Origin of the sequence: Vulcaniibacterium tengchongense, from assembly GCF_003814555.1 — a bacterium.
Taxonomy (GTDB): Bacteria; Pseudomonadota; Gammaproteobacteria; order Xanthomonadales; family Xanthomonadaceae; genus Vulcaniibacterium; species Vulcaniibacterium tengchongense.
On sequence record NZ_RKQN01000006.1, the window covers coordinates 15,707 to 38,174 of the forward strand.

Here is a 22,468-nt window from a genome sequence, read left to right on the forward strand (position 1 = left end):
ACGGCCGGGCGCCGCGGCTCATGGCGCCGGACGCTTGCCGTTGCGGTTCGCGCGCGGCCGCGCGGCGCCGCTCGCCGGCGGCCCGGCGTCGTGCTCCTCCGCCTCGACCAGGCGCTCGGCCATGCTCCAGTGGCGCAGCGACTGCCCTTCGGGCCGTCCCTCGGACTCCCAGATCTCGTGGGCCAGGCGTTCAATCCGCGCGCGGCGCGCGGCTTCCTCTTCCGGTGAGCGTGTCGGGCGGTTCATGCGGTGCGGATCAGGACGGCGACGGGGGTGGGACGGAACAACTCGGCCAGCGGCAGCGGCGCTCCGGCGAGCGCGAACTCGCGCCCGTCCAGAACATGCCGCCACCGGCCGTCGGGCAACGTGAAGGCGGCTTCGCCCCAACGCGCCGCGTCCGGCAGCGGCAAGGCGGCGCCCTCGAGCCAGGGTGCGACGCAGCGCGGCACCGCCACGAACAGCGCCGCGTCGCGGTGGCGGCGCAGGAACGCCACCGCATGCGCGGCGAACGGGCCGGCGCAGGCCTGCGGCCGGTAGTCGCCGCGCGCGAACAGCTCCGGCGCCTGCCGGCGCAGTTGCAGCACCTGCGCGACGGTGCGCGCCTTGACCGCACCGTCGCGCCAGCGTGCGAGCAGCCGCGGCCATGCCTCGCCGTCGCGCAGCCAGGCCTCGCGGCGGGCGTAGTCCACCGCGCGGCGGTTGTCGGGATCGACCAGCGACAGATCCCAGCCTTCGCATCCCTGGTACAGGTCCGGCGTGCCGGGCACGGTCAGCCGGAGCACGGTCTGCGCCAGGCCGTTGAGCGCGCCGGCCGGCCCGATCGCCGTCGCCGCCGCGTGCAGGGCCGCGCGCAACGCCGCGCCTTCGGCGGCGAGCAGCGTCCGTTCCAGCAACGCCCGCGCCGCCGCTTCGTAGGCTTCGTCCGGGTCGGTCCAGGCGCTGCGCAGCTTCGCCTCGCGCAATGCCTTGCGCTGCCAGTCCGCCACCCGCGCGGCGTACGCGCGCAGGCCGCCGGCGTCGTCCGGCTGCAGCTCCGGCGGCCACGCGGCGACGAGGGTCTGCCACAGCAGCAGCGCATCGCCCGGCGCGGGGGCCTGCGGCGAATCGCGCAGCGCCCCGGCGCGGGCGTCGAACGCCTGCACCTGCCGCGCCCACCAGCCGGCGCGTTCGCTCAACACCGCCAGCCGCGCGCGCACGTCCTCGCCGCGCTTGTGGTCGTGGCTGGCGGTGATCAGCAGCGCGCGCGGGTGGCGCCGCGCCCGTTCGGCGCAGGCGGCGTGGAACGCCTCCGGCGCGAGCGCGAAGCGGGCCGGGTGCGAGCCCACCTCGTTGCGCGACAGCAGCACGCCGTGGCGGTAGAACGCGGTGTCCTCCACCGCCTTGGCGTTCAGCGGCGCGGACAGCTGCTCGAAGCGCCGGCGCAGGATGCGGCGGCGCGCGCGCGCCGCGCCGCCGATGCCCTCGCCGTCGCGCATGCAGCGCGACAGCGCCTCGATCGCCGCGCGCACGCCCGGGTCCGCGCCCGCCGCGGCGCGCGCCGCGGCGGCGGCGAAGCGCGCCGCATCCGCGCCGTGCAGGCCGTCGCGGTCGGCGTAGGTGCGATAGACCGGGAATTGCGCGAGCACGGCGGCCAGCCCGCGGGCCAGCAACGGCGCGCCGAGTTCGCGCGCGACCGGGTCGAAGCGCGCCGCGCCTTCCAGCGCGCGCAAGGCGCGCTGGAACTCGGCCTGCAGCGGCCCCGCCAGCATCTGCGCCCGCGCGGCGCGCTCCTCCCCGGCGAAGTCGCCGCTGCGGCCGGCGGCCCGCCGCCACAGCGCGCGCAGGTCCGCCTCGCCCCCCGGGTCGTGCAGCAGGCCGCCGACCTGGTCCATGAAGTCGTAGCCGGTGCTGCCGTCGCAGGGCCAGTCCTCGGGCAGCGCCTCGCCGGGGGCCAGGATCTTCTCGACGAAGATCGCGACCCGGCCAGGCCGGTCGCCGCGCTCGCGCGCGGCGGCGTCGACGGCGCGGCGCAGCCGCCGCAGGTAGCCGCGCGGATCGGCCAGGCCGTCGATGTGGTCGATGCGCAGGCCGTCGACCGCGCCCTCGCGGATCAGCCGCAGCGGCAACGCGTGCACCGCGTCGAACACCTCCGGGCGCTCGATGCGCAACGCGGCCAGCGAGGTGATGTCGAAGAAGCGGCGGTAGTTCACCCGGTCGTTGCCGGTGCGCCACCAGGCCAGGCGGTAGGCCTGCCGATCCAGCAGCCCACGCAGCGCGTCGCCGCCGGCGCGGGCGTCCTCCGCCAGCGTGCGCACCCACTCGGCGCGCGCGCCGCGATCCGGCGGGACTCCCGCGCCCTCCGCGCCCAGCGGGAAGCGCTGTCCGCCGTATCGAAGCAGCGGCTCGCCGTCGGGCCCGGGCTCCGGCACCAGCGCGCCCTCGGCCAGCGCCTGCGCGCAGGGCCGGTCGAGCACCGGCAGCCACAGCTTGCCCTCGCAGCCGGGCGCGTCCCATTCGATGTCGAACCAGCGCGCATGGCGGCTGCGGCGGCCGCGGCGCAGCACGTCCCACCACCACGGGTTGTCCGGATGCGCGGCGACATGGTTCGGCACGATGTCCAGGATCAGCCCCATCGCGTGCGCGCGCAGGGCATCGCGCAGGTCCGCCAGCGCCGCCTCGCCGCCGAGTTCCGGGTTCACCCGGCCCGGGTCGATTGCGTCGTAGCCGTGGGTGGAGCCGGGTACGGCGGCGCCGATCGGCGACAGGTATACGTGGCTGACGCCGAGCGCGGCGTAGTACGGCACGCGCGCGGCGGCATCGCGCAGGCCGAAGCCCGCATGCAGTTGCAGCCGGGCGCTCGCGCGCAACGCGATCATGCGCGCGCCTGCGCGGGCGCGGCGGCGCGCGCCTGCGCGGGCGCGGCGGCGCGCGCCTGGGCGAAGGCGCGCAGCCGCCGCGCCAGCCTCGCCTCGTACGGCGGTTCGGGCAGCCGGCGGCGCCAGTTCGGGTGGCCTTCGACTGTGCCCGGCAGGTTCGGCTGCTCGTCGAGGCCGAGCGCGTCCTCCAGCGGCAGCAGCGCCAGCGGCGACGGCGCGCGCGCGACGAAGCGCAGCCAGTCCTCGCTGTCGTCGCCCCGGCCGCCGAGCGTCGCGGCCACGCGCGCGCGCAGGCGGGCCGCATCGCGCGCGCGCTCGGCCGTCGCCTCGGCCGGCGCGGCCGCGTCGCCGCGCAGCCGGGCGCGCCAGCGCAGGTCGCGCCCGCCGCGCCAGCCGGCCAGGGTCGGCAGGTCGTGCGTCGTGGTGGTCGCGACGGCCCGCTCGCGCCAGCGCTCCGGCGGCAGGAACGCGCCGTCGGCGTCGCGGGTGAACAGCAGCACGTCCACGCCGAGCACGCCGCGCTCCGCGAGCGCGTCGCGGAAGCCTTCCGGCACCACGCCGAGATCCTCGCCGATCACGATCGCGCGCTGCCGCCACGACTCCAGCGCCAGCAGCCGCAGCAGGTCCTCGAACGGATAGCGCAGGTAGACGCCCTCGCCCGGCGCGCCGCCGTCCGGGACGACCCACAGCCGCAACAGGCCGAGGATGTGGTCGATGCGCAGGCCGCCGCGGTCGCGCATGGTCGCGCGCAGCAGTTCCAGGAACGGCGCGTAGCCGAGATCGCGCAGGCCGGCGGGCGAATAGCCGGTGACGCCCCAGACCTGGCCGTCGGCGTTGAACGCGTCCGGCGGCGCGCCCAGCGTCAGCCCGCGCAGCACCGCGCCGGGCCAGGCCGCGGCTTCGCTGCCGTGCGGGTCGAAGCCGACCGCGAGGTCGGCGATCAGGCCGATCGCCATGCCGCGCGCGCGGGCCTGCGCCTGCAGCGACGCCCCGCTGCGCGCGGCCAACCATTGCGCGAAGCGCTGCAGCGCCCACGCGTCGTCGTCGGCGCCCTCGCCCCCCGCGTCCGCGGCGGCGAAGCGGACGTACTGCTCGAGCGCCCGCCCGCCCTCGCGCGCGAACGCGGCGCAATCCCGCCGCAGCGCGTCGGGCGCCCCGGCGAAGCGCCGGTGCAGCGCCCGCAGCCAGCGCCACTTCGCCCGTGCCGCGCGCGGCCAGTCCACCAGCGGCTGCGCCTGCAGGCGCGCGAATTCCTCGGCCAGCCCGGCCTCGTCCAGCGCGGCGCGGGCGAAGGCCTCGCCGAGCACGCGCGCCGGGGCGGCGTACAGCGGGTCGAGGAAGCGGCGGTCGCCCGGCGAATAGGGGCTGAAATGCGCCGGATGCGCGCGGGCGGCGTGCATCGGGCTCAGTGCGATCGCGTCGCCGCCGGCGTCGGCGATGCGTTCGATCCAGCGCGCCAGGCCGCCGGCGTCGCCGATGCCGGCGTCGTCCGCGCCGCGCACCGAATAGGCCTGCGCGACCACACCCCAGCGCCGCGGCGCCGCCTCGCCGCAGGCGTCGGCCACGCCGAAGCAGCGGCGCGGCGCGACCGCCAGGCGCGTTTGGCCGCCGCCGTGTTCGAGCGCGTAGTAGCCCGGCGCCGCGAACGCGGCGAGCCGGCCCTGCGCGTCGAAGCGGCCGTCGATCGCCTCGCCGGATTCGCCGGTCAGCCGGTAGGCCGCGCCGGGCGCACCGCCGAACCCGACCGCGGCGCCGACCTCGGCGATCCGCAACGGCGAGGCGGCGCACGCCGCGCGCAGCCGGCGCAGGCCGTCCTCGCAGGCGCGCGGCGTGCCCGCGTCATGGCCGAGCGCCGCCAGCACCGCGCGCAAGGTCGGCGCGGCGACCCGCCGCGGCACGCCGGCCGCGTCGGTCCAGTCCACGCACAGCCCCGCCGCCCCGGCGAGCGCGTGCAGCGCCGCCGCGCTCATGACCGCGCCGCCGCCAGATGCGCGACGAACCCGTACGCGGGCAACCGGCGCGGGTCGTCGCCGGCGTTTTCGGCATGCACGAGCTCGCCCTCCGGCCACGCGTCCAGGGCGACCGGCGCATCGCCGAAGTTGGCCGCCACGCGCAGCGTGCGCCCGCCCAGGGCCCACGCCGCCTGCACCGCCTTCGGCCCGAGCTTGCGCGCCCCCCGCGGACGCGCCTGGTCGATCCACGGCTGCAACTGCCGCCGCCGCGTTTCCAGCAGCGCCCGGAACCAGGCCCACCAGGCCGCGCCCTCGCCGTTCCCGGCATCGGCGATGTCGGCGACCGACGCGGCGAAGGTCTCCGGCGCGTTCGGGTCCGGGATCGCCGCCCGCCGCCGCTCGTCGGCGAACGCGGCGAAGCGGGCGAACTCGCGCCGGCGGCCTTCGCGCACCTGCGCGTCCAGCGGCGGCCCGAAGTCGGTGAAGAACAGGAACGGCGCCCGGCAGCCCCACGGCTCGCCCATGAAGAACAGCGGGATCATCGGGGTCAGCGCGGTCAGCGCCAGCGCGGCGCGCAGCGCCGGCTCCGGCACCAGGCAGATCAACCGCTCGCCACCGGCGCGGTTGCCGATCTGGTCGTGGTTCTGCGCGAAGACCACGAACTTCGACGGCGGCAGCATGCCGCTGGGCTCGCCGCGGCGCCTGCCGTCGCGGTCCGGCTCGCCCTGGAACGCGAAGCCCTCGCCGAGCACCCGCGCCAGCTTGCCCGCGGGATCGTCCGCGTAGTGCGCGTAGTAGCCCTCGTCCTCGCCGGTGAGCAGCACGTGCAGCGCGTTGTGGAAGTCGTCGTTCCACTGCGCGGTGTAGCCGCGCGCCAGCAGCGAAGCCTGGTTGCGCTCGTTCTCCAGCACCAGATGCACGTGGCGCCCGGCCGGAGTCGCCACGGCGATCGCCTCGCGCAGTTCGTCGAGGAAGCCGGGCGGCTCGATCGCGTGCACCGCGTCCAGGCGCAGGCCGTCGAAGCGGTACTCGCGCAGCCACATCAGCGCGTTGTCGACGAAGAACCGCCGCACCTGGGCGCGGCGGAAGTCGATCGCCGGGCCCCAGGGCGAGGCGCGGTCGTCGCGGAAGAAGCCGCTCGCGTAGCGGGCGAGATGGTTCCCAGCCGGGCCGAAGTGGTTGTAGACCACGTCCAGCAGCACCATCAGGCCGAGCCCGTGCGCCTCGTCGACCAGCGCCTTGAGTTCGTCCGGCGCGCCGTAGGCCGAAGCCGGCGCGTACGGCAGCACGCCGTCGTAGCCCCAATTGCGCCGACCGGCGAACTCGGCCACCGGCATCAGCTCGATCGCGGTGACGCCGAGCTCGGCCAGCCGCGGCAGCTGCGCGCGCACGCCGTGGTAGCCGCCGCAGGCGCCGACGTGCAGCTCGTACAGCACCGCCTCGCGCCAGGGACGGCCGTGCCAACGCGCGTGCCGCCAGGCGTAGGCGCGCGGGTCGTGCACCGCGCTGGGGCCGTCGACGCCGTCGGGCTGCCAGCGCGAGGCCGGGTCCGGCACCGCGTCGGCGCCGTCGATGCGGTAGCGGTAGCGCGCGCCCGCGCCCGCCGCCGCGGCCACGACGAACGCGCCGTCGGGCTCGCGCGCCATCGCGATGCGCCGCCCGCCGAGTTCGAGCTCGACCGCGTCCGCGTCCGGCGCCCAGAGCCGGAACCGCACCCGCCCGTCGTCCAGCGGCACCGCGCCCAGCCACGCCGCATCCGTTGCCGCGCCTGCCGCGCTCATCGGCCCTCCGCGACCAGCCAGATCGTCGCCAGCGGCGGCAGGGTCAGGCGCAGCGACTGCGCGTGCCCGTGCAGCGCCACCGGCTCGGCGGACACGGCGCCGGCATTGCCGAGGTTGCCGCCGCCGTAGTGGGCGCTGTCGCTGTTGAGGATCTCGCGCCAGCGCCCGGGCCGCGGCACCCCGACGCGGTAGTCGTGGCGCGGCACCGGCGTGAAGTTGCTCACCGCCAGCACCGGCGGCGCGTCGCCTTCGCTGTCGTAGCGCACGAACGCGAACACGCTGTTCTCGTAGTCGTCGCCGACGCTCCAGTCGAACCCCAGCGGGGTGTGGTCGGCGCGGTGCAAGGCCGGCTGCGCGCGCAGGGTGCGGTTGAGGTCGCCGACCAGGCGCTGCAGGCCGCGGTGGTGGTCCAGGCCGAGCGCGGCCCAGTCCAGGGCGGCGTCGTGGTTCCACTCCTGCCATTGGCCGAACTCGCCGCCCATGAACAGCAGCTTGCGCCCGGGATGCGCCCACATGAAGCCGTAGTAGGCGCGCAGGTTGGCGAAGCGCTGCCAGTCGTCGCCCGGCATCTTCGCCAGCAGCGCGCCCTTGCCGTGCACCACCTCGTCGTGCGACAGCGGCAGCACGAAGCGCTCCGAGAACGCGTAGACCAGGCCGAAGGTCATCTCGCTGTGGTGGTGGCGGCGGTGGATCGGGTCGCGCCCCAGATAGCTGAGCGTGTCGTGCATCCAGCCCATGTTCCACTTGTGGCTGAAGCCCAGGCCGCCGTGCTCGGGCGGCGCGGTGACGCCCGGCCAGGCGGTGGATTCCTCGGCGATGGTCAGCACGCCGGGGAAGCGCGCGGCGATCTCGCCGTTGAGCCGGCGCAGGAACCCGATCGCCTCGAGGTTCTCGCGGCCGCCGTGCGCGTTCGGGATCCACTCGCCCTCGGCGCGGCTGTAGTCGCGGTACAGCATCGAAGCGACCGCGTCCACGCGCAGGCCGTCGATGTGGAACTTGTCGATCCACTCCAGCGCGCTGCCGATCAGGTAGGCGGACACCTCGTGGCGGCCGTAGTTGTAGATCAGCGTGTGCCAGTCGCGGTGGAAGCCTTCGCGCGGGTCCTCGTGCTCGTACAGCGCGGTGCCGTCGAAGCGCTGCAGGCCGTGCACGTCGCCGGGGAAGTGCGCGCTGACCCAGTCCAGGATCACGCCGATCTGCGCGCGGTGGCAGGCGTCGACGAAGCGGGCGAAGCCGTCCGGGGTGCCGTGGCGCGCGGTCGGCGCGTACATGCCCAGCGGCTGGTAGCCCCAGGAGCCGCCGAACGGATGTTCGGTCACCGGCAGCAGCTCGACGTGGGTGAAGCCGAGCTCGCGCACGTACGGGATCAGCTGCGCCGCCAGTTCGTCCCAGTCCAGCGGGCGGCCGTCGCCGTGGCGGCGCCAGGAACCGGCGTGCACCTCGTAGATCGACATCGGCTCGCGGTCGACCGCGCGCTGCGCGCGGCGACGCATCCAGTCCTCGTCGCGCCAGGCGAAGGTTTCGTGCTCCGGCACCACCGACGCGGTGGCCGGCGGGCATTCGGCCTGCCGCGCCACCGGGTCGGCCTTCTGCGGCAGGCGGCCGCCGTCGGCGGCGACGATCTCGTACTTGTAGCGCGCGCCGGCCGGCACGCGCGGCAGGAAGAGCTCCCACACGCCCGCCGTGTGCCGCAGCCGCATCGGATGGCGGCGCCCGTCCCAGCCGTTGAAGTCGCCGACCACCGAGACGCAACGCGCGTTCGGCGCCCACACCGCGAAGCGCACCCCGGGCACGCCGTCCAGCGCCATGCGGTGCGCGCCCAGCGCCCGGCGCGCCGACTCGCCGTCGCCGGCGACGATGCCCCGCAGCCATTCCTCGGCCAGCACCGGCCCGAACGCGTAGGCGTCCTCCACGGTCTCCGCCGCGTCCGGCCACTCGATCTCCAGCCGGTACGGCACGCGCGCCGGCAGTCGCGCCTCGAAGCCGCCGGCGTCGTGCACGCGCCGCGCGCGCGCCAGCGTGGCGCCTTCGGCATCGACGATCCCGAGCGCGCGCGCGCCGGGCAGGAACGCCCGCACGACCGCCTCGCCCTGCGCGGTCGCGTGCGGCCCCAGCCAGGCGAACGGCGCGTCGCAGCGGCCGTCGGCCACCGCCTGCCAGTGCGCCCCGTCGGGGTGTCCGTCACCGTCCTGCACCGCGTCCTGCCTCTCGCCTACGGATTCGCCCGGCCGCGCCGCGCGCTCGCTCATGCGGCGACCGCCGGCCGCATCGCGGCGGCCGCGAGCATCCGGTCGTAATGCGCCTGGTATTGGCGCGCCGCCGCGTCCCAGCCGGCCGGCGCGCGCATCGCCGCGCGCCGCATCGCGTCGAGCAGCCCCGGCAGGCGGTACACCCGGAACGCGCGCTGCACGCCGCGGCGCAACGCGTCGGCGGTGGCCTCGCGGCACTGGAAGCCGGTGACGCCGTCCTCGACGGTGTCGATCAGGCCGCCGGTCGCATGCACGATCGGCAGGCTGGCGAAGCGCTGCGCGTACATCTGGCTGAGCCCGCATGGTTCGAAGCGCGACGGCATCAGCAGGAAGTCCGAACCGGCGAACATGCGCCGCGCCAGGCCTTCCTCGAAGCCGATGTGGGCGCCGACGCGGCCGGGGAAGCGCCGCGCCAGCGCGGCCACTTCGCGCTCCAGGCGCGGCTCGCCGGTCCCGATGGCGACCACCTGGCCGCCGGCGGCGACGATCTGCGGCGCCACCTCGCAGATGAGATCGACGCCCTTCTGGTGGACCAGCCGCGACACCAGCGCGAACAGCGGCCCGGTCGCGTCCGGCAGGCCGAACTCGCGCCGCACCTGGCGCGCGTTGGCGCGCTTGCCCTGCCAGTCGCCGGCGGCGAAGTGGGCGTGCAGGTGCGGGTCTGTGCGCGGGTCCCAGCTGGCGTCGATGCCGTTGAGGATGCCGCTGAGCCGGCCGGTCGCGGCGCAGCGCGCCAGCAGCCGGTCCAGCCCGCAGCCGTGCGCCGGCTCGGTGATCTGCCGCGCATAGCTGGCGCTGACCGTGTTGACGTGCGCGGCATGGACGATGCCGCCGCGCAGGAACGACAGCTGGCCGTGGAACTCCAGGTCCGCCAGCGCGGTCTTGGGCACGCCCAGCGCGGCCGCGGCCCCGGCCGGGAACAGGCCCTGGTAGGCGAGGTTGTGGATGGTCAGCAGCGACGGCGTGTCGCCGCCGCGCCAGCTTACGTACGCCGCGGCGAGCGCGCCCGGCCAGTCGTTCAGGTGCAGCAGTTGCGGGCGCCAGCCCAGCCCGGCGCGGCCGGCGGCGATCTCGGCCGCGGCGTGCGCCAGGGTCGCGAAGCGGATCGCGTTGTCGCTCCAGTCGCTGCCGTCCGGTGCCACGTAGGGCGAGCCGTCGCGCTCGAACAACGCCGGGTTCACCAGCACGTAGACGGGCAGCCCGTCCGGCAACGCCGCGCGGCCGATCGCGCATTCCGGCAGCCCGGCATGGGCGCGCACGCGGCCGACCACGCGCGGTTCGCCCAGCCGGCGCAGCACCGCGGGATAGCCCGGGATCAGCACGCGCGCGTCGCAACCGCCTTGCAGCGCGCGCGGCAGGGCGGCGGCGACGTCGCCCAGGCCGCCGGTCTTGAGGAAGTCGGACATCTCCGAGGTCACGAACAGCACATCGCGCCGCGGCGCCGGCCGCCGTCCCGGCGGTTTCGGCAGGAACCGCCCGCGCGCGTCGCGCAGGGGCAGGCGCTTGCGCGTGGGCCCGAACTCGGCGGAAGGGGAATCGGCGTCGAGACGCCTGAGAGCGACGGCGGCCATGATCGGACCCGGGGAGTGGGGGAGAGTCGAGCGACGCGGGCACGAACGCCCGACGCGCTCGCGACCGCGACACGCGCCCCGTTCGGGACCAATCGAGTGGTTCAGGCCGAGACCTGCGACGCCTGACTGTGGGATCCAAGCTATCGAGCGCGCGATCAAGACGCCGTGAACCGTGGCTGAGCGAAGATGAACCCGTTCGCTTCGCGAGGGCGACGTGAACGCACGTCGCCGCGCATCCCGCCCTTGGCGATCGCGGCCCACGGCGAACAGGACCGGGGCGCAGCGGCACGTGGTCGTCGAGCGGCTCGATCCGATCCCTCTTTCCCGAAAGGCGATCCCCATGAACTGAGCGAGGGACGTCGTCGCATACCGGCTTTCGCGCTACCCTCGTCGCGATTCAGCTTCGCGATGCATCCGTATGCACGTCCTCCGCCGCCTCGCCGCGCGCTCGGCGCTCGTCCTCGCCCTGTGCCTGGTGGCGATGCCGGGAGTCGCCGCGCCGCTGACCGTGTTCGCCGCCGCCAGCCTCAAGGACGCGCTGGACGAGGCCGCCCTCGCCTATCGCGCACGCACCGGGCAGGCGCTGCGCGTGTCCTATGCCGGCAGTCCGGCGCTGGCGCGGCAGATCGCGCAGGGCGCGCCGGCGGACCTGTTCCTCTCCGCCGACCGCGACTGGATGGACTACCTGCAGCGGCGCGGCCTGATCGACCCGGCCAGCCGTCGCGACCTGCTCGGCAACGCGCTGGTGCTGGTCGCGCCGGCGCGCAGCCGCGCCGCGCCGCTGGCGCTCGCCCGCGGCACCGACCTGCGCCCGCTGCTCGGCGAGCGCGGCCGCCTGGCACTGGCGCTGACCGCCAGCGTGCCGGCCGGCAAGTACGCGCGCGCCGGCTTCGAATCGCTGGGCATGTGGCGCGCGTTGCGCCCGCGCGTGGTCGAGGCCGAGAACGTGCGCGCGGCGCTGATGCTGGTGGCGCGCGGCGAGGCGCCGCTGGGCGCGGTCTACGCCAGCGACGCGCGCGCCGAACCGGCGGTCAGGGTGCTGGCGAGGTTTCCGCCCGGCAGCCATCCGCCGATCGTCTATCCGGTCGCCCGGGTGCGGGCGAGCGCGCACCCGCAGGCCGCGGCGTTCCTGCGCTGGCTGGCCGGGCCGCAGGCGGCGGCGATCTTCCGCCGCCACGGCTTCGCGGTCCTGCGCTGAGGCCGCATGTTCGACTTCAGCCCGGCCGAGCTGACCGCGATCGCGCTGAGCCTGAAGGTGGCGACCGCGGCGACGCTGTGCAGCCTGCCGCTCGGCGTCGCCACCGGCTGGCTGCTGGCGCGCACGCGCTTCCCCGGCAAGCTGCTGCTCGATGCGTTGCTGCACCTGCCGCTGGTGCTGCCGCCGGTGGTCACCGGCTACGTGCTGCTGATCCTGTTCGGGGCGCAGGGGCCGCTGGGGCGGCTGCTGGCGGACGGGTTCGGCGTGTCGTTCGCGTTCCGCTGGACCGGCGCCGCGCTGGCCAGCGCGATCATGGGCTTCCCGCTGATGGTGCGCGCGATCCGGCTGTCGATCGAGGCGGTCGACCGGCGCCTGGAGCAGGCGGCGGCGACGCTCGGCAAGGCGCCGTGGCGGGTGTTCCTCGGCATCACCCTGCCCCTGGCCTGGCCCGGCGTGGTCGCCGGCGCGGTGCTGGCCTTCGCCAAGGCGCTGGGCGAGTTCGGCGCGACCATCACCTTCGTCTCCAACATCCCCGGCGAGACGCAGACGCTGTCGTCGGCGATCTACGGCCTGCTGCAGGTGCCCGGCGCCGAATCCGGGCTGTGGCGGCTGACCGCCGTGGCGGTGGCGCTGTCGTTCGCCGCGGTGCTGGCGTCGGAATGGCTGGTGCAACGCCAGCGCGAGGGACGCGCATGAGCGAACACCCCGCGCCGGCCTTCCTGCTGGATTTCGTCCTGCGCCGCGGCGAGTTCCAACGCAGCGTGCGCATCCGCAGCGCGCGCCGGGTGATCGCCCTGGTCGGCGCTTCCGGCGCCGGCAAGACTTCGGTGCTGCACGCGATCGCCGGACTGCTGCGGCCGCAGCGCGGACGCATCGAGATCGGGGGCCGCTGCCTGTTCGACAGCGCGGGCGGGATCGACGAGCCCGCGCACCGGCGGCGGATCGGCTACGTGTTCCAGGACGGCCGCCTGTTCCCGCACCTCGACGTGCGCGGCAACCTGCTCTACGGCCACCGGCCGGCGCGCGGCGAGCCGCATCCGCGCTTCGAGTTCGACGCGATCGTCGAACTGCTCGGCATCGGTGCGCTGCTGCCGCGCGCGGTTTCTGGCCTGTCCGGCGGCGAGACCCAGCGGGTGGCGATCGGCCGCGCCCTGCTGTCGCAGCCGCGCATCCTGCTGCTCGACGAGCCGCTGTCGATGCTGGACATGGACCGCCGCGACGAACTGCTGCCCTACCTGCAGCGGGTCCGCGACGAGACCGCGCTGCCGATGATCTACGTCAGCCACTACCCCGAGGAAGTGCGGCGCATCGCCGACGAGGTGCACGCCGTCGGCTGAGCCGCGTTCCGGGCGCCCGCGGCCGCCGCGCGGCGACCGGCGTCGCCAGGCGCGAAGGCGCACGGCCGCGGCTTCGCGCCTGGCATGGGCACGACCGGGTCAGCCCGCGACCGCGGCCGGGGTCGGCAGCGCCCGGGCCATGCCGCTGCCGCCGGCCGGTGCCCCCGGTTGGCCGCGCGCCTCGAAGGTCACCGGCACGCGCACGCGCCCCGGCACCGCCCGCCCGTTCTCGCGGCTCGGCTCGAAGCGCCACTGCCGCGCCGCCGAAACCGCCGCCGCGTCGAACACGCCCGCGGGTTCCGAGCGCTCGACCTGGACCTGGGTCGGCACGCCGTTCGCATCCAGATCGATCAGCAGCACCACCTTGCCGCTGACCTTGGCGGCGAGCGCGTCGGCCGGGTACTTGGGCGCCGGCAGCGAGGCCTCGGACGTGGGATTCATGGGCGATGGCGCCGGCTGCAGCGCCCAGGCGGCGAAGCTGGCGCAACCGACGCAGGCGGCGACCAGGAGGCCGCCGCCGAACCGGCGGGCAACCGTGGGAGTGGGTCGTTTCAGCATTTCGATTCTCTGCTTGAGCGGATGGCTGTAGCCCCAGTGGCATCCCAGCGGCAGCGGTTGCGCCGCGAGCTGGATCTGCAGCATCGCTTCGCCATAGGCGCGGCGATGCTGCGGATGGCGGGCGACCACGCGCTGGTCGCAGGCCAGCTCCTGGTCGTGACGGAAATGGCGCGCGGCGAAGTGCAGCAGCGGGTCGAACCAGAACAGGCAGCGCAGCGCGGCGGCGACGGCGTTGGCGCAAGGATCGCCGCGCGCGATGTGGCCGCGCTCGTGCGCCAGCATCACCGCGCGCTGCGCGGCGTCATAGCGGTCGAAACCGGCCGGCACCACGATCCGCGGCCGCCACAGCCCCAAGGTCGCCGGCAGGCCGGCGCAGGAGGCCGATTGCCAGCTGCCGTCCGCGCGCGCCCGCAACCGGCCCAGTCCGCGGCGGAAGCGGTATTGCTGCGCGCCGAACCAGGCCATGCAGGCGAGCGCGCCGGACAGTCAGACGGCGCACAGCGCCGGCGCGGTGCCGCTCTCCGGCACGGCCGGCACCGCCCCGAACCGCAGCGACGCGGCGGCGGACGGCAGCGGCGCAGCCGCCGTCGGCAACAGCACGGCCCAGGCCGCGAGCGGCACCAGCGCCCATGCCGCGTACGCGACTTCCGCGCCGAACGCCCGCCGCAACGGCCGCCGCAGCGCCAGTGCGAGCAGGGTCGCCGCGCTCGCGGCGGCGGCGGATTCCAGCAACGTCGCCAGCGCTTCAGCGGCGCTCATCGTCGAGTTCCTCGAGCAGCCGGCGCAGCTCGGCGATGTCCTTGCGGCCGAGCTTGCGGTGGCGGCTGAAGTGCGCCACCAGCGGCGCGACCCGTCCATCGAACAGGCGCTGCAGCAGGCCCTGGCTCTCGTCCAGCACCCAGTCCTCGCGGCGCAGCACCGGCGAATAGAGATAGCGCCGCCCGGCCTTGCGCGCGGCGATCGCGCCCTTTTTCAGCAGGCGGTTGAGCAAGGTCTTGACCGTGGCCTCCTGCCACTGCCGGCTTCCCGCCAGCGCCGCGACCACGTCCTCCGCGCTCAGCGGCTGGCGTTGCCAGAGCACCTCCATCACTGCCGATTCGGCTTGGCTGATCTGCATCGTTTACACCCGTAAACTTTTCCCCAGATTACACATGTAAACGACGCCGTCAAGCGCCGTCCGCCGGCGGTGCGATACTGGCGCCATGCCGACGCCCCTGCAGCTGGACTCGCTCGACGCCGCCGTCGACTTCCTTCTCCAACGCATCCCCGGGCCGCTGCACGTCGGCGCGCCGCTCGGCCTGGGCAAGCCGCACCGGCTGCTCAACGCGCTGTACGCGCGGGTCGAGCGCGAGCCGGCGCGGCCGCTGCATCTGTACACCGCGCTGTCGCTGGATCCGCCGGGCGCGGGCCGCGGGCTGGAGGCGCGCTTCCTCGATCCGTTCGTACGCCGCCACTTCGGCGAGGACTTCCCGCGCCTGGCCTACGTGCAAGCGCTCAAGCGCGACGCGTTGCCGGCGCACGTCGTGGTCGAGGAGTTCTACCTGCAGTCCGGCGCGCTGCTCGGCTCCGGCCAGGCGCAGCGGCACTACGCCAGCCTCAACTACACCCACGTCGCGCGCGCGTTGGCCGGGCGCGGCCTCAACGCCATCGTGCAGAAGGTCGCGCGCGAGCCGGAGCCGCCGCCCGGCCGCGCGCCGCGGCTGTCGCTGTCGTGCAACACCGACCTGACCTTGGACGCCGTCGACGCGCTGGCCGCCGCCGGCAAGCCGCGGCCGCTGCTGATCGCCGAGGTCGATCCGGAACTGCCCTGGCTCGACGGCAGCGCCGCGGTCGACGCCGACTTCTTCGATGCCGTGGTGACGCCGCCGGGCCCGTATCCGAAGCTGTTCGGCCTGCCGCGGCAGCCGGTCAGCGACGCCGACTACGCGATCGGCTTCCATGCCAGCACGCTGGTCGCCGACGGCGGCACCCTGCAGATCGGCATCGGCGCGCTGGCCGACGCGCTGTGCCATGCGCTGGCGCTGCGCCACCGCGACAACGCCGCCTATCGCCGGGTGCTGCGCGCGCTCGGCGCGCCGGCCGCGGACGATCCCGCGCTGGCGCCGTTCGCCGAGGGCCTGTACGGCTGCAGCGAGATGCTCAACGAGGGCTTCCGCCGCCTGGTCGAGGTCGGCGTGATCCGGCGCAAGGTGGTCGACGACGAGGCGCTGATGCGCCGTCTCGCCGACGGCAGCGCCGACGCCGCGGACCGCGAACGCCTGGAGCGCGAGGGCGAGTTCCTGCACGGCGCGTTCTATCTGGGGTCGCCCGAGTTCTACCGCTGGCTGCGCGAGCTGCCGGCCGGAACGCGGCGCGCGATCGGCATGAAGCGCGTCGGCGAGGTGAACGAGCTCTACGGCGGCCACGAGGTCCTCGAGCGCCTGCAGCGCCGCCGCGCGCGCTTCTTCAACACCTGCATGATGGCGACCGCGCTCGGCGCGGCGGTGTCCGACGCGCTCGAGGACGGGCGCGTGGTGTCCGGCGTCGGCGGCCAGTACAACTTCGTGGCGATGGCGCACGCCCTGCCAGACGCGCGCTCGGTGCTGATGCTGCGGGCGAGCCGCGACGCCGGCGGCCGCACCACCTCGAACATCGTCTGGAACTACGGCCACACGACCATCCCGCGCCACCTGCGCGACGTCTACGTCAGCGAATACGGCATCGCCGACCTGCGCGGGCGCAACGACGAGGATTGCATCGCGGCGATGGCGGCGATCGCCGACGCGCGCTTCCAGGCCGGGTTGATCGAGACCGCGCAGCGCCACCGCAAGCTGCGCCGCGATTTCGCCCTGCCGGCGCAAGCGGCGGGCAACACCCCGGCGCGGCTGCGCGCCGCGCTGGCGCCGCTGCGCCGCGACGGCACCCTGCCCGACTACCCGCTCGGCAGCGACTTCACCGAGGTCGAGCAGCGCCTGGTCAAGGCGCTGGCCTGGCTGAAGGCGAACACCGCCACGCGCGGCGGCAAGCTGCGCACCGCGTTGCGCGCGCTCGCCCCGGGCGCCACGGCCGACGGCGAAGCGATGCGGCGCATGGCGCTGGACGCGCCGCGCGGCCTGGGCGAACGCCTGCAAGCGCGGCTGCTGGCGCTGGGCCTGCGCGCGACCGCCTGAGCGCCGCCGCGGCACCGCGCACGTCCTTTCGGCCGCGGCCGGCGAGCCGGCACGGAACGAACGCAGGAATGAAGCCGGGCAGGCATCGCCGCGCGGTCGGCGGGCCGCGGCCGATCTTGCGCCTCGATTCCCCGCTCCGCATGCGCCCGCGCATAAACCGGGCTGGCGCCGGGACGCGGAGCGGGACGCGCCGGCGGCGGAACGCGCTGCGCCCGCCGCCGGCGTCGCCCGGGTCAGTCGAGCGCCCGGGCCACCGCGACCACGCGCTCGACGGTGAAGCCGAAGTGCGGGAACAGCTTCTCCGCCGGCGCCGAGGCGCCGAAGCGGTCGATGCCCACCACCGCGCCGTCGAGGCCCACGTACTTGCGCCAGAAGTCGCTCACCCCGGCCTCGATCGCCACGCGCTTGCGGCAGGCCTTGGGCAGCACCGACTCGCGGTAGGCGGCGTCCTGGCGATCGAACACGTCGGTGGACGGCATCGACACCACCCGTGCCTTGTCGCCCAGGCGCTCGGCGGCCTGCATCGCCAGGCCGACCTCCGAACCGGTCGCGATCAGGATGATCTCCGGCGTGCCGGCGCTGTCGCGCAGCACGTAGCCGCCGCGGGCGACGTCCGCCAGCTGCCGCGCGTCGCGCGGCTGGTGGGGCAGGTTCTGGCGCGAGAACACCAGGCAGCTGGGACCGTCGCGGCGTTCGATCGCCGCCTTCCACGCCACCGCCGACTCGACCGCGTCGCACGGGCGCCACACGTCGTTGTGCGGGATGTAGCGCAGCGAGGCCAGGTGCTCGACCGGCTGGTGGGTCGGGCCGTCCTCGCCGAGGCCGATCGAGTCGTGGGTGTAGACGTGGATCGCGTGCGCGTTCATCAGCGCGCTCATGCGCACCGCGTTGCGGGCGTAGTCGCTGAACACCAGGAAGGTGGCGTCGAACGGGATGAAGCCGCCGTGCAGCGCTAGGCCGTTGCTGATCGCGGTCATCGCGAACTCGCGCACGCCGTAGTAGACGTAGTTGGCGTCCGGATCGTCGCTGGCGACCGACTTGCTGGCCTTCCACAGGGTCAGGTTGGAGTGGGCGAGGTCGGCCGAGCCGCCGACCAGCTCCGGCAGCAGCGGCGCGAAGGTCTCGATCGCCATCTGCGACGCCTTGCGCGAGGCGACGGCCGGGCCCTCGGCCTGCAGCTTGTCGATGTAGGCCTGCGCGGCGGCGGCGAAGTCCGCCGGCAGCTCGCCGCGTACGCGGCGGCGCAGCTCGGCGGCCAGCTCCGGGTACTGGCGCTCGTAGGCCTCGACCCGGCGATTCCACTCCGCCTCGCGCGCGGCGCCGTCGTCGCGGCGCCAGCCGGCGTAGATCTCGTCGGGAATCTCGAACGCGCCGTGGCGCCAGCCGAGCGCGTCGCGGGTGGCGGCGACTTCGTCCTTGCCCAGCGGCGCGCCGTGGCTGGATTCCTTGCCGGCCTTGTTCGGCGAGCCGAAGCCGATCGTGGTGCGGCAGCAGATCAGGGTCGGCTTGTCGATCGAGCGCAGGGCCTGCTCGATCGCGGCCTTGATCGACGCGCTGTCGTGGCCGTCGACGCCGCGGATCACGTTCCAGCCGTAGGCCTCGAAGCGCGCCGGGGTGTCGTCGGTGAACCAGCCGGCGGTGTCGCCGTCGATCGAGATCCGGTTGTCGTCCCAGAACGCGACCAGCTTGTGCAGGCCCCAGGTGCCGGCGAGCGAGGCGGCCTCGTGCGAGATGCCCTCCATCAGGCAGCCATCGCCCATGAACACCCAGGTGCGATGGTCGACGACGGTCAGGTCGGGCTTGTTGTAGCGCTGCGCCAGCAGCTTCTCCGCCAGCGCCATGCCGACCGCGTTGGCGAAGCCCTGGCCGAGCGGACCGGTGGTGGTCTCCACGCCCGGGGTCATGAAGTTCTCCGGGTGGCCCGGGGTCATCGACTCGAGCTGGCGGAAGTTCTTCAGCTCCTCGATCGGCAGGGGGTAGCCGGACAGGTGCAGCAGCGCGTACTGCAGCATCGAGCCGTGGCCGTTGGAGAGGATGAAGCGGTCGCGGTCGAACCACTTCGGGTTCGCCGGGTTGTGGCGGAGGTAGTCGTTCCACAGCACTTCGGCGATGTCGGCCATGCCCATCGGCATGCCGGGGTGGCCGGAGTTGGCGGCCTGCACCGCGTCGATGGCGAGGAAACGGATGGCGTTGGCGAGATCGCGGCGGCTGGGCGTCGTCATGGAGTCGGGTGCGGGGTCGGCGGGAGAAGGCGCGCGCCGGGCGGACGGGCCGGGCGGCGCGCTATTGTCCCATCCCGGCGCGCCCCTGTCGCGCCGCGGGCGCCGTCGCCGGCCGCCGCGGCGCCGCAGACGCGGCCGCGCGCGCCTCAGTCCCGCGCCGGCGCGGCGACCGGAGCCTCCTCGCCGCGCGAGATCGCCGTGGCCAGCACCAGGTCGCCGGTCACGTTGACCGTGGTGCGGCACATGTCGAGGAAGCGGTCGACGCCGAGGATCAGGCCGATGCCCTCCGGCGGCACGCCGACCATGCCGCAGATCAGCGCGATCACCGGCAGGGTGCCGGCCGGCACGCCCGCGGTGCCGACGCCGCCGAGGATGCAGACGAACATCACCGTCAGCTGCTGGGCCAGGGTCAGCTCCACGCCGAAGAACTGCGCCAGGAACAGCACGGTCACGCCCTCGAACAGCGCGCTGCCGTTCTGGTTGGCGGTGGCGCCGACGGTGAGCACGAAGCGCGAGACCTTGTGCGGCAGGCCGAGCTTTTCCTCGGCCACGCGCAGCGCGGTGGGCAGCGTGGCGTTGGACGAGGCGGTGGAGAACGCCATCACCATCGCTTCCTGCACGTTCCTGAAGAAGCGCGCCGGCGAATAGCCGCCGGCGAACCTCAGCACCAGCGAATAGACCACGAACATGTGGATCGCCAGCGCCAGCATCACCACGCCGACGTAGGCGCCGAGGCTGCGCAGCAGCTCCCAGCCGAACAGCACCGCCAGGTTGAACATGAAGCAGAACACCGCGTACGGCGCCAGGCGGATGACCAGGCCGATCAGGGTCATCGACACCTCGAACAGGCCCTCGATGCCGCGCTGCAGGGTCGCGGTGGCCTGGTTGTTGCGGGTCAGCACCAGGCCGACGCCGAGCATCAGCGCGAAGAACATCACCGCCAGGATGGTGTTGTCGGCCGCGGCCTTGACCACGTTGTCCGGCACGATCGACAGCAGCATGTCGGCCCCGCCGGGCTGCTTGCCGGCGCTGCCGACGATCGCGCTGGCGCGCTCGGAGCCCTCGGCGAGCAGCTGCTGCGCACGCGCCGGGTCGATGCCCGCGCCCGGGCGCAGCCAGTTCACCAGCGCGATGCCGAGCAGCACCGCGATGCCGGACACCACCACGGTGTAGCCCAGGCTGCGCCAGCCGATCCGGCCCAGCGCGCGCACGTCGCCCATCTCGGCCACGCCGATCACCAGCGCCGAGAACAGCAGCGGCAGCACCAGCATGAAGATCAGGCGCAGGAACAAGGTGCCGGCGGGCTGGGTGACGTAGGCGGTGAACCGCTGTACCCAGGGGGCGTCGGCGCCGACGCCGTAGTGCACGAGCAGGCCGAGCAGCAGGCCGGCGAAGAAGCCGATCGCCATCTTCCAGTGCAGCGGCAGCTTGCTCCTGCCGTGGCCGGCGGCGGCGCGGGGCTCGGTCATCGTGTCGTACTCCGGGTCTCGAACCGCGGGAGCTTAGCAAACCCGGCCGGACGGCCGCGGTGGCCGCAGACGCGCGCGGCGCCTCGGCCGGCACGCGCGCGCGTCCGGGTCGGACCGGTGCCGCCGGCGCGGCGAGGGATCGCTTTCGCTTGCCGGCGGCCGCATACCGACGGGTCGCGCTCGCGGCGCCGAAATCGCATTCCCAGGCGCAAGGGCGCCGCGTCCCCGCATGGCGGGCATGGTCGTCGCGGGGCGAGGTCGCCGGCGCATGCCGCGCTGCGGCGGGCGTAGCGGGCCGAGCCGGCGGCGAACGCCGCGATCGCCGCGGCCCCGCCGTCTTGCCCGTTTTCCACGCCCGGTCGCGAGCGCGTCGGGCGCGTCGCGCGTTCGCTGCGACCATGCGGCCGCGCACGCTCAGCGCGGCGGATACAGCGGCGGCAGCGGCTCCTCCACGCGATCGCCGTCGCCGCGCCAGCGCGGGGGACGCGCGAACGCGCGCCGCAGCAAGGTGCGCGCGTTGGCCGCATCGCCGTCGGCCCAGCGGGCGCGCTGCAGCGCCCGCAACGCGTCGCGCTGCCCGGCGTCGTCGATGCGCGCGACGAGTTCATCGATGCTCGCCGCCGGCGGCTGCGCCAGCGCGCACAACGCCTGCGCGACTTCGCCCAGGTCGCCGGTGTCGAGCACGCGCCGGAGCGCGGCGGCGTCGCGGCGCGGCGGCGCGGATCCGGGCTGCGGCGCCGTGCCCGCCGGCTTCGGTTCGGCCGGTGCGCCGCGGTGCAACCCCCAGACCAGGGTGAACAGCCACAGCGCCGCGAACGCCAGGGTCGCCAGGATCCAGCCGCGGTGCGCGGCGAAGGCCTGCGCCGCGGCGCCGCGCGCCGGCGCGGCCGTGTCCGGCGCCGCCTCGGGCACCGCGGCGGCGGGCCGGTCCGCGGCCTGGCCGGAGACCGCGGGCGCCGCCTGCCAGCGCAGCGGCGGCAGCGTGGCCGTCCGCGCGGCGCCGGCGCGCACGTCCCACCACGGCAGGCGCAGGCCGTCCAGCCGCACCGGGCCCGCGCGCGCGGGCACCAGGGCGAAGCGCCGGGTCAGCTTGGCGTGCGGCCGGCCGTCGACGATACGCTCGTCCACCTGCGGCGGATCGGCGAACACCTGCGCACCGTCGATCGGCGGCAATTCGACCGCGGGCAGTTGCGCCGCGGTGGCGCCATCGGCTTCCAGCTCGATGGTCAGGCCCGCGGCGGCGCCGGCGCGCAGGCCCTGCGGCGCGGCGCGGTAGCGCAGCGTCAGGTCCTGCAGTGGCAGCCAGGGCTGCGGCGCATCCTGCGGGATCGGCCGCACCTGCAGCGTGCGCGGCGCCGCCTGCGCCTGCAGTTCGCCGCCGCGGTCGCCGAACAGGTCGTCGAAGAAGCCGCCGGTGCCGCGGCCCTCGAAGCGCGCGCCCGGCACCGCCAGCGTCCCGCTGCGCTCGGGAATCAGGAGGAAGCGCCGCTCGACCACGTGGTAACGGCGGCCGGCGGCCTCGCGCGTGTACTGCACGTCGTCGCCCACCCGCTGCAGCGTCGCGCCCTCCGGCGCGGGCTGGTCGAGCTGGCCGGAGACCAGCGGCGCGGCCGAATACAGGCGCACCACCCAGCCCACCGCCTGCTGCACGTAGGGGTCGGCGTCGTCGGCTTCGCTCTCGATGAACACGTCCTCGCCGGCGCGTGCCGGCGCCGCGGCGGGCGCCGGTTCGACGGTCAGGAGCAGCGGTGCGGTGCGCGCGCCGCCCACGCGCAGCGCCGGCACCGCGATCGCGCCGGCGCGGCGCGGCTTCAGCGCGACCGCGTACAGCGTGCGCGTGCGCGCGCGGCCGTTGGCCAGTTCGAACTCGCGGCGGCTGGTGCGCGCGCTGAGCTCGAACCCGGCCTGCAACGGCGCGTAGTCGGGCTCGGCGCCGGCCTCGGCGGTCTCGACGTTGAGGGTGACGGTCTCGCCGGCATGGATGCGATCGCGGTCGAGCCAGGCGCGCGCCTGCGCCAAGGCGTCCAGGCCCGGCAACGCGAGCAGCAGGAACAGGCAGGCCCGGAACAGGCCGGTTCGAAGCGGACGCGCCCGGACAGGCGCGGAACGGTCGGCGGCGATACGCAT

The 22,468-nt window shown here is 75.2% G+C and carries 16 protein-coding genes; 4 read left to right on the forward strand and 12 right to left on the reverse strand.

The window, feature by feature from the left end:
* Positions 1-18: 18 nt before the first annotated feature.
* The 6 genes from EDC50_RS15080 to glgA are packed head-to-tail and all read right to left on the reverse strand — an operon-like array spanning position 19 to position 10,408.
* A complete protein-coding gene (locus EDC50_RS15080; RefSeq protein ID WP_123771325.1) occupies positions 19-246 on the reverse strand; it encodes a DUF2934 domain-containing protein in 228 nt (75 codons plus the stop codon).
* Positions 243-2,855 carry a malto-oligosyltrehalose synthase gene (treY, locus tag EDC50_RS15085; protein WP_123771326.1) on the reverse strand — a complete coding sequence of 871 codons (2,613 nt, stop codon included), beginning with the start codon at positions 2,853-2,855 and terminating at the stop codon, positions 243-245. The genes EDC50_RS15080 and treY overlap by 4 nt, the downstream gene beginning before the upstream one ends.
* Positions 2,852-4,825 carry a 4-alpha-glucanotransferase gene (locus EDC50_RS15090; protein WP_123771327.1) on the reverse strand — a complete coding sequence of 658 codons (1,974 nt, stop codon included), beginning with the start codon at positions 4,823-4,825 and terminating at the stop codon, positions 2,852-2,854. The genes treY and EDC50_RS15090 overlap by 4 nt, the downstream gene beginning before the upstream one ends.
* Positions 4,822-6,588 (reverse strand): malto-oligosyltrehalose trehalohydrolase, encoded by a 1,767-nt coding sequence (gene treZ, locus EDC50_RS15095; RefSeq protein ID WP_123771328.1) that lies wholly within the window; start codon positions 6,586-6,588, stop codon positions 4,822-4,824. The genes EDC50_RS15090 and treZ overlap by 4 nt, the downstream gene beginning before the upstream one ends.
* A complete protein-coding gene (locus EDC50_RS15100; protein WP_123771329.1) occupies positions 6,585-8,837 on the reverse strand; it encodes a 1,4-alpha-glucan branching enzyme in 2,253 nt (750 codons plus the stop codon). The genes treZ and EDC50_RS15100 overlap by 4 nt, the downstream gene beginning before the upstream one ends.
* Entirely contained in the window at positions 8,834-10,408 is a 1,575-nt protein-coding gene (glgA, locus tag EDC50_RS15105) for a glycogen synthase GlgA (protein WP_123771330.1), read from the reverse strand. The genes EDC50_RS15100 and glgA overlap by 4 nt, the downstream gene beginning before the upstream one ends.
* Positions 10,409-10,826: 418 nt before the next feature.
* Between glgA and modA the strand changes: the two genes are divergently transcribed.
* From modA to EDC50_RS15120, 3 genes are read left to right on the forward strand one after another with little or no spacing between them, the layout of a single operon-like run.
* Complete coding sequence (modA, locus tag EDC50_RS15110) at positions 10,827-11,606, forward strand: molybdate ABC transporter substrate-binding protein (protein ID WP_123771331.1); 780 nt, start codon at positions 10,827-10,829, stop codon at positions 11,604-11,606.
* Positions 11,607-11,612: 6 nt separating this feature from the next.
* On the forward strand, positions 11,613-12,302 hold the full coding sequence (gene modB / locus EDC50_RS15115; RefSeq protein ID WP_123771332.1) for a molybdate ABC transporter permease subunit: 690 nt from the start codon (positions 11,613-11,615) through the stop codon (positions 12,300-12,302).
* Positions 12,299-12,943, forward strand: coding sequence for an ATP-binding cassette domain-containing protein (locus EDC50_RS15120; RefSeq protein WP_199742140.1), 645 nt, complete (start codon positions 12,299-12,301; stop codon positions 12,941-12,943). The genes modB and EDC50_RS15120 overlap by 4 nt, the downstream gene beginning before the upstream one ends.
* A 99-nt stretch (positions 12,944-13,042) precedes the next feature.
* Here EDC50_RS15120 and EDC50_RS15125 read toward each other — a convergent pair whose 3' ends face one another.
* The 3 genes from EDC50_RS15125 to EDC50_RS15130 are packed head-to-tail and all read right to left on the reverse strand — an operon-like array spanning position 13,043 to position 14,618.
* Positions 13,043-13,966, reverse strand: coding sequence for a M56 family metallopeptidase (locus EDC50_RS15125; RefSeq protein WP_242003093.1), 924 nt, complete (start codon positions 13,964-13,966; stop codon positions 13,043-13,045).
* A 21-nt stretch (positions 13,967-13,987) separates the two neighbouring features.
* On the reverse strand, positions 13,988-14,260 hold the full coding sequence (locus EDC50_RS16725) for a M56 family metallopeptidase (protein WP_242003094.1): 273 nt from the start codon (positions 14,258-14,260) through the stop codon (positions 13,988-13,990).
* A complete protein-coding gene (locus EDC50_RS15130) occupies positions 14,247-14,618 on the reverse strand; it encodes a BlaI/MecI/CopY family transcriptional regulator (RefSeq protein ID WP_123771334.1) in 372 nt (123 codons plus the stop codon). Before EDC50_RS15130 ends, EDC50_RS16725 begins: the two co-directional genes overlap by 14 nt.
* Positions 14,619-14,703: 85 nt before the next feature.
* Between EDC50_RS15130 and EDC50_RS15135 the strand changes: the two genes are divergently transcribed.
* Positions 14,704-16,650, forward strand: a complete 1,947-nt coding sequence (locus EDC50_RS15135; protein ID WP_123771335.1) for an acetyl-CoA hydrolase/transferase C-terminal domain-containing protein — start codon at positions 14,704-14,706, stop codon at positions 16,648-16,650.
* A 233-nt stretch (positions 16,651-16,883) separates the two neighbouring features.
* On the opposite strand, the gene tkt is transcribed toward EDC50_RS15135, so the two are convergent.
* The 3 genes from tkt to EDC50_RS15150 form a co-directional block, all read right to left on the reverse strand.
* Positions 16,884-18,872, reverse strand: a complete 1,989-nt coding sequence (gene tkt, locus EDC50_RS15140; protein ID WP_123771336.1) for a transketolase — start codon at positions 18,870-18,872, stop codon at positions 16,884-16,886.
* A 146-nt stretch (positions 18,873-19,018) separates the two neighbouring features.
* Positions 19,019-20,341, reverse strand: coding sequence for a dicarboxylate/amino acid:cation symporter (locus tag EDC50_RS15145; RefSeq protein ID WP_123771337.1), 1,323 nt, complete (start codon positions 20,339-20,341; stop codon positions 19,019-19,021).
* 414 nt (positions 20,342-20,755) lie between these two features.
* Positions 20,756-22,468 carry a BatD family protein gene (locus EDC50_RS15150; RefSeq protein ID WP_123771338.1) on the reverse strand — a complete coding sequence of 571 codons (1,713 nt, stop codon included), beginning with the start codon at positions 22,466-22,468 and terminating at the stop codon, positions 20,756-20,758.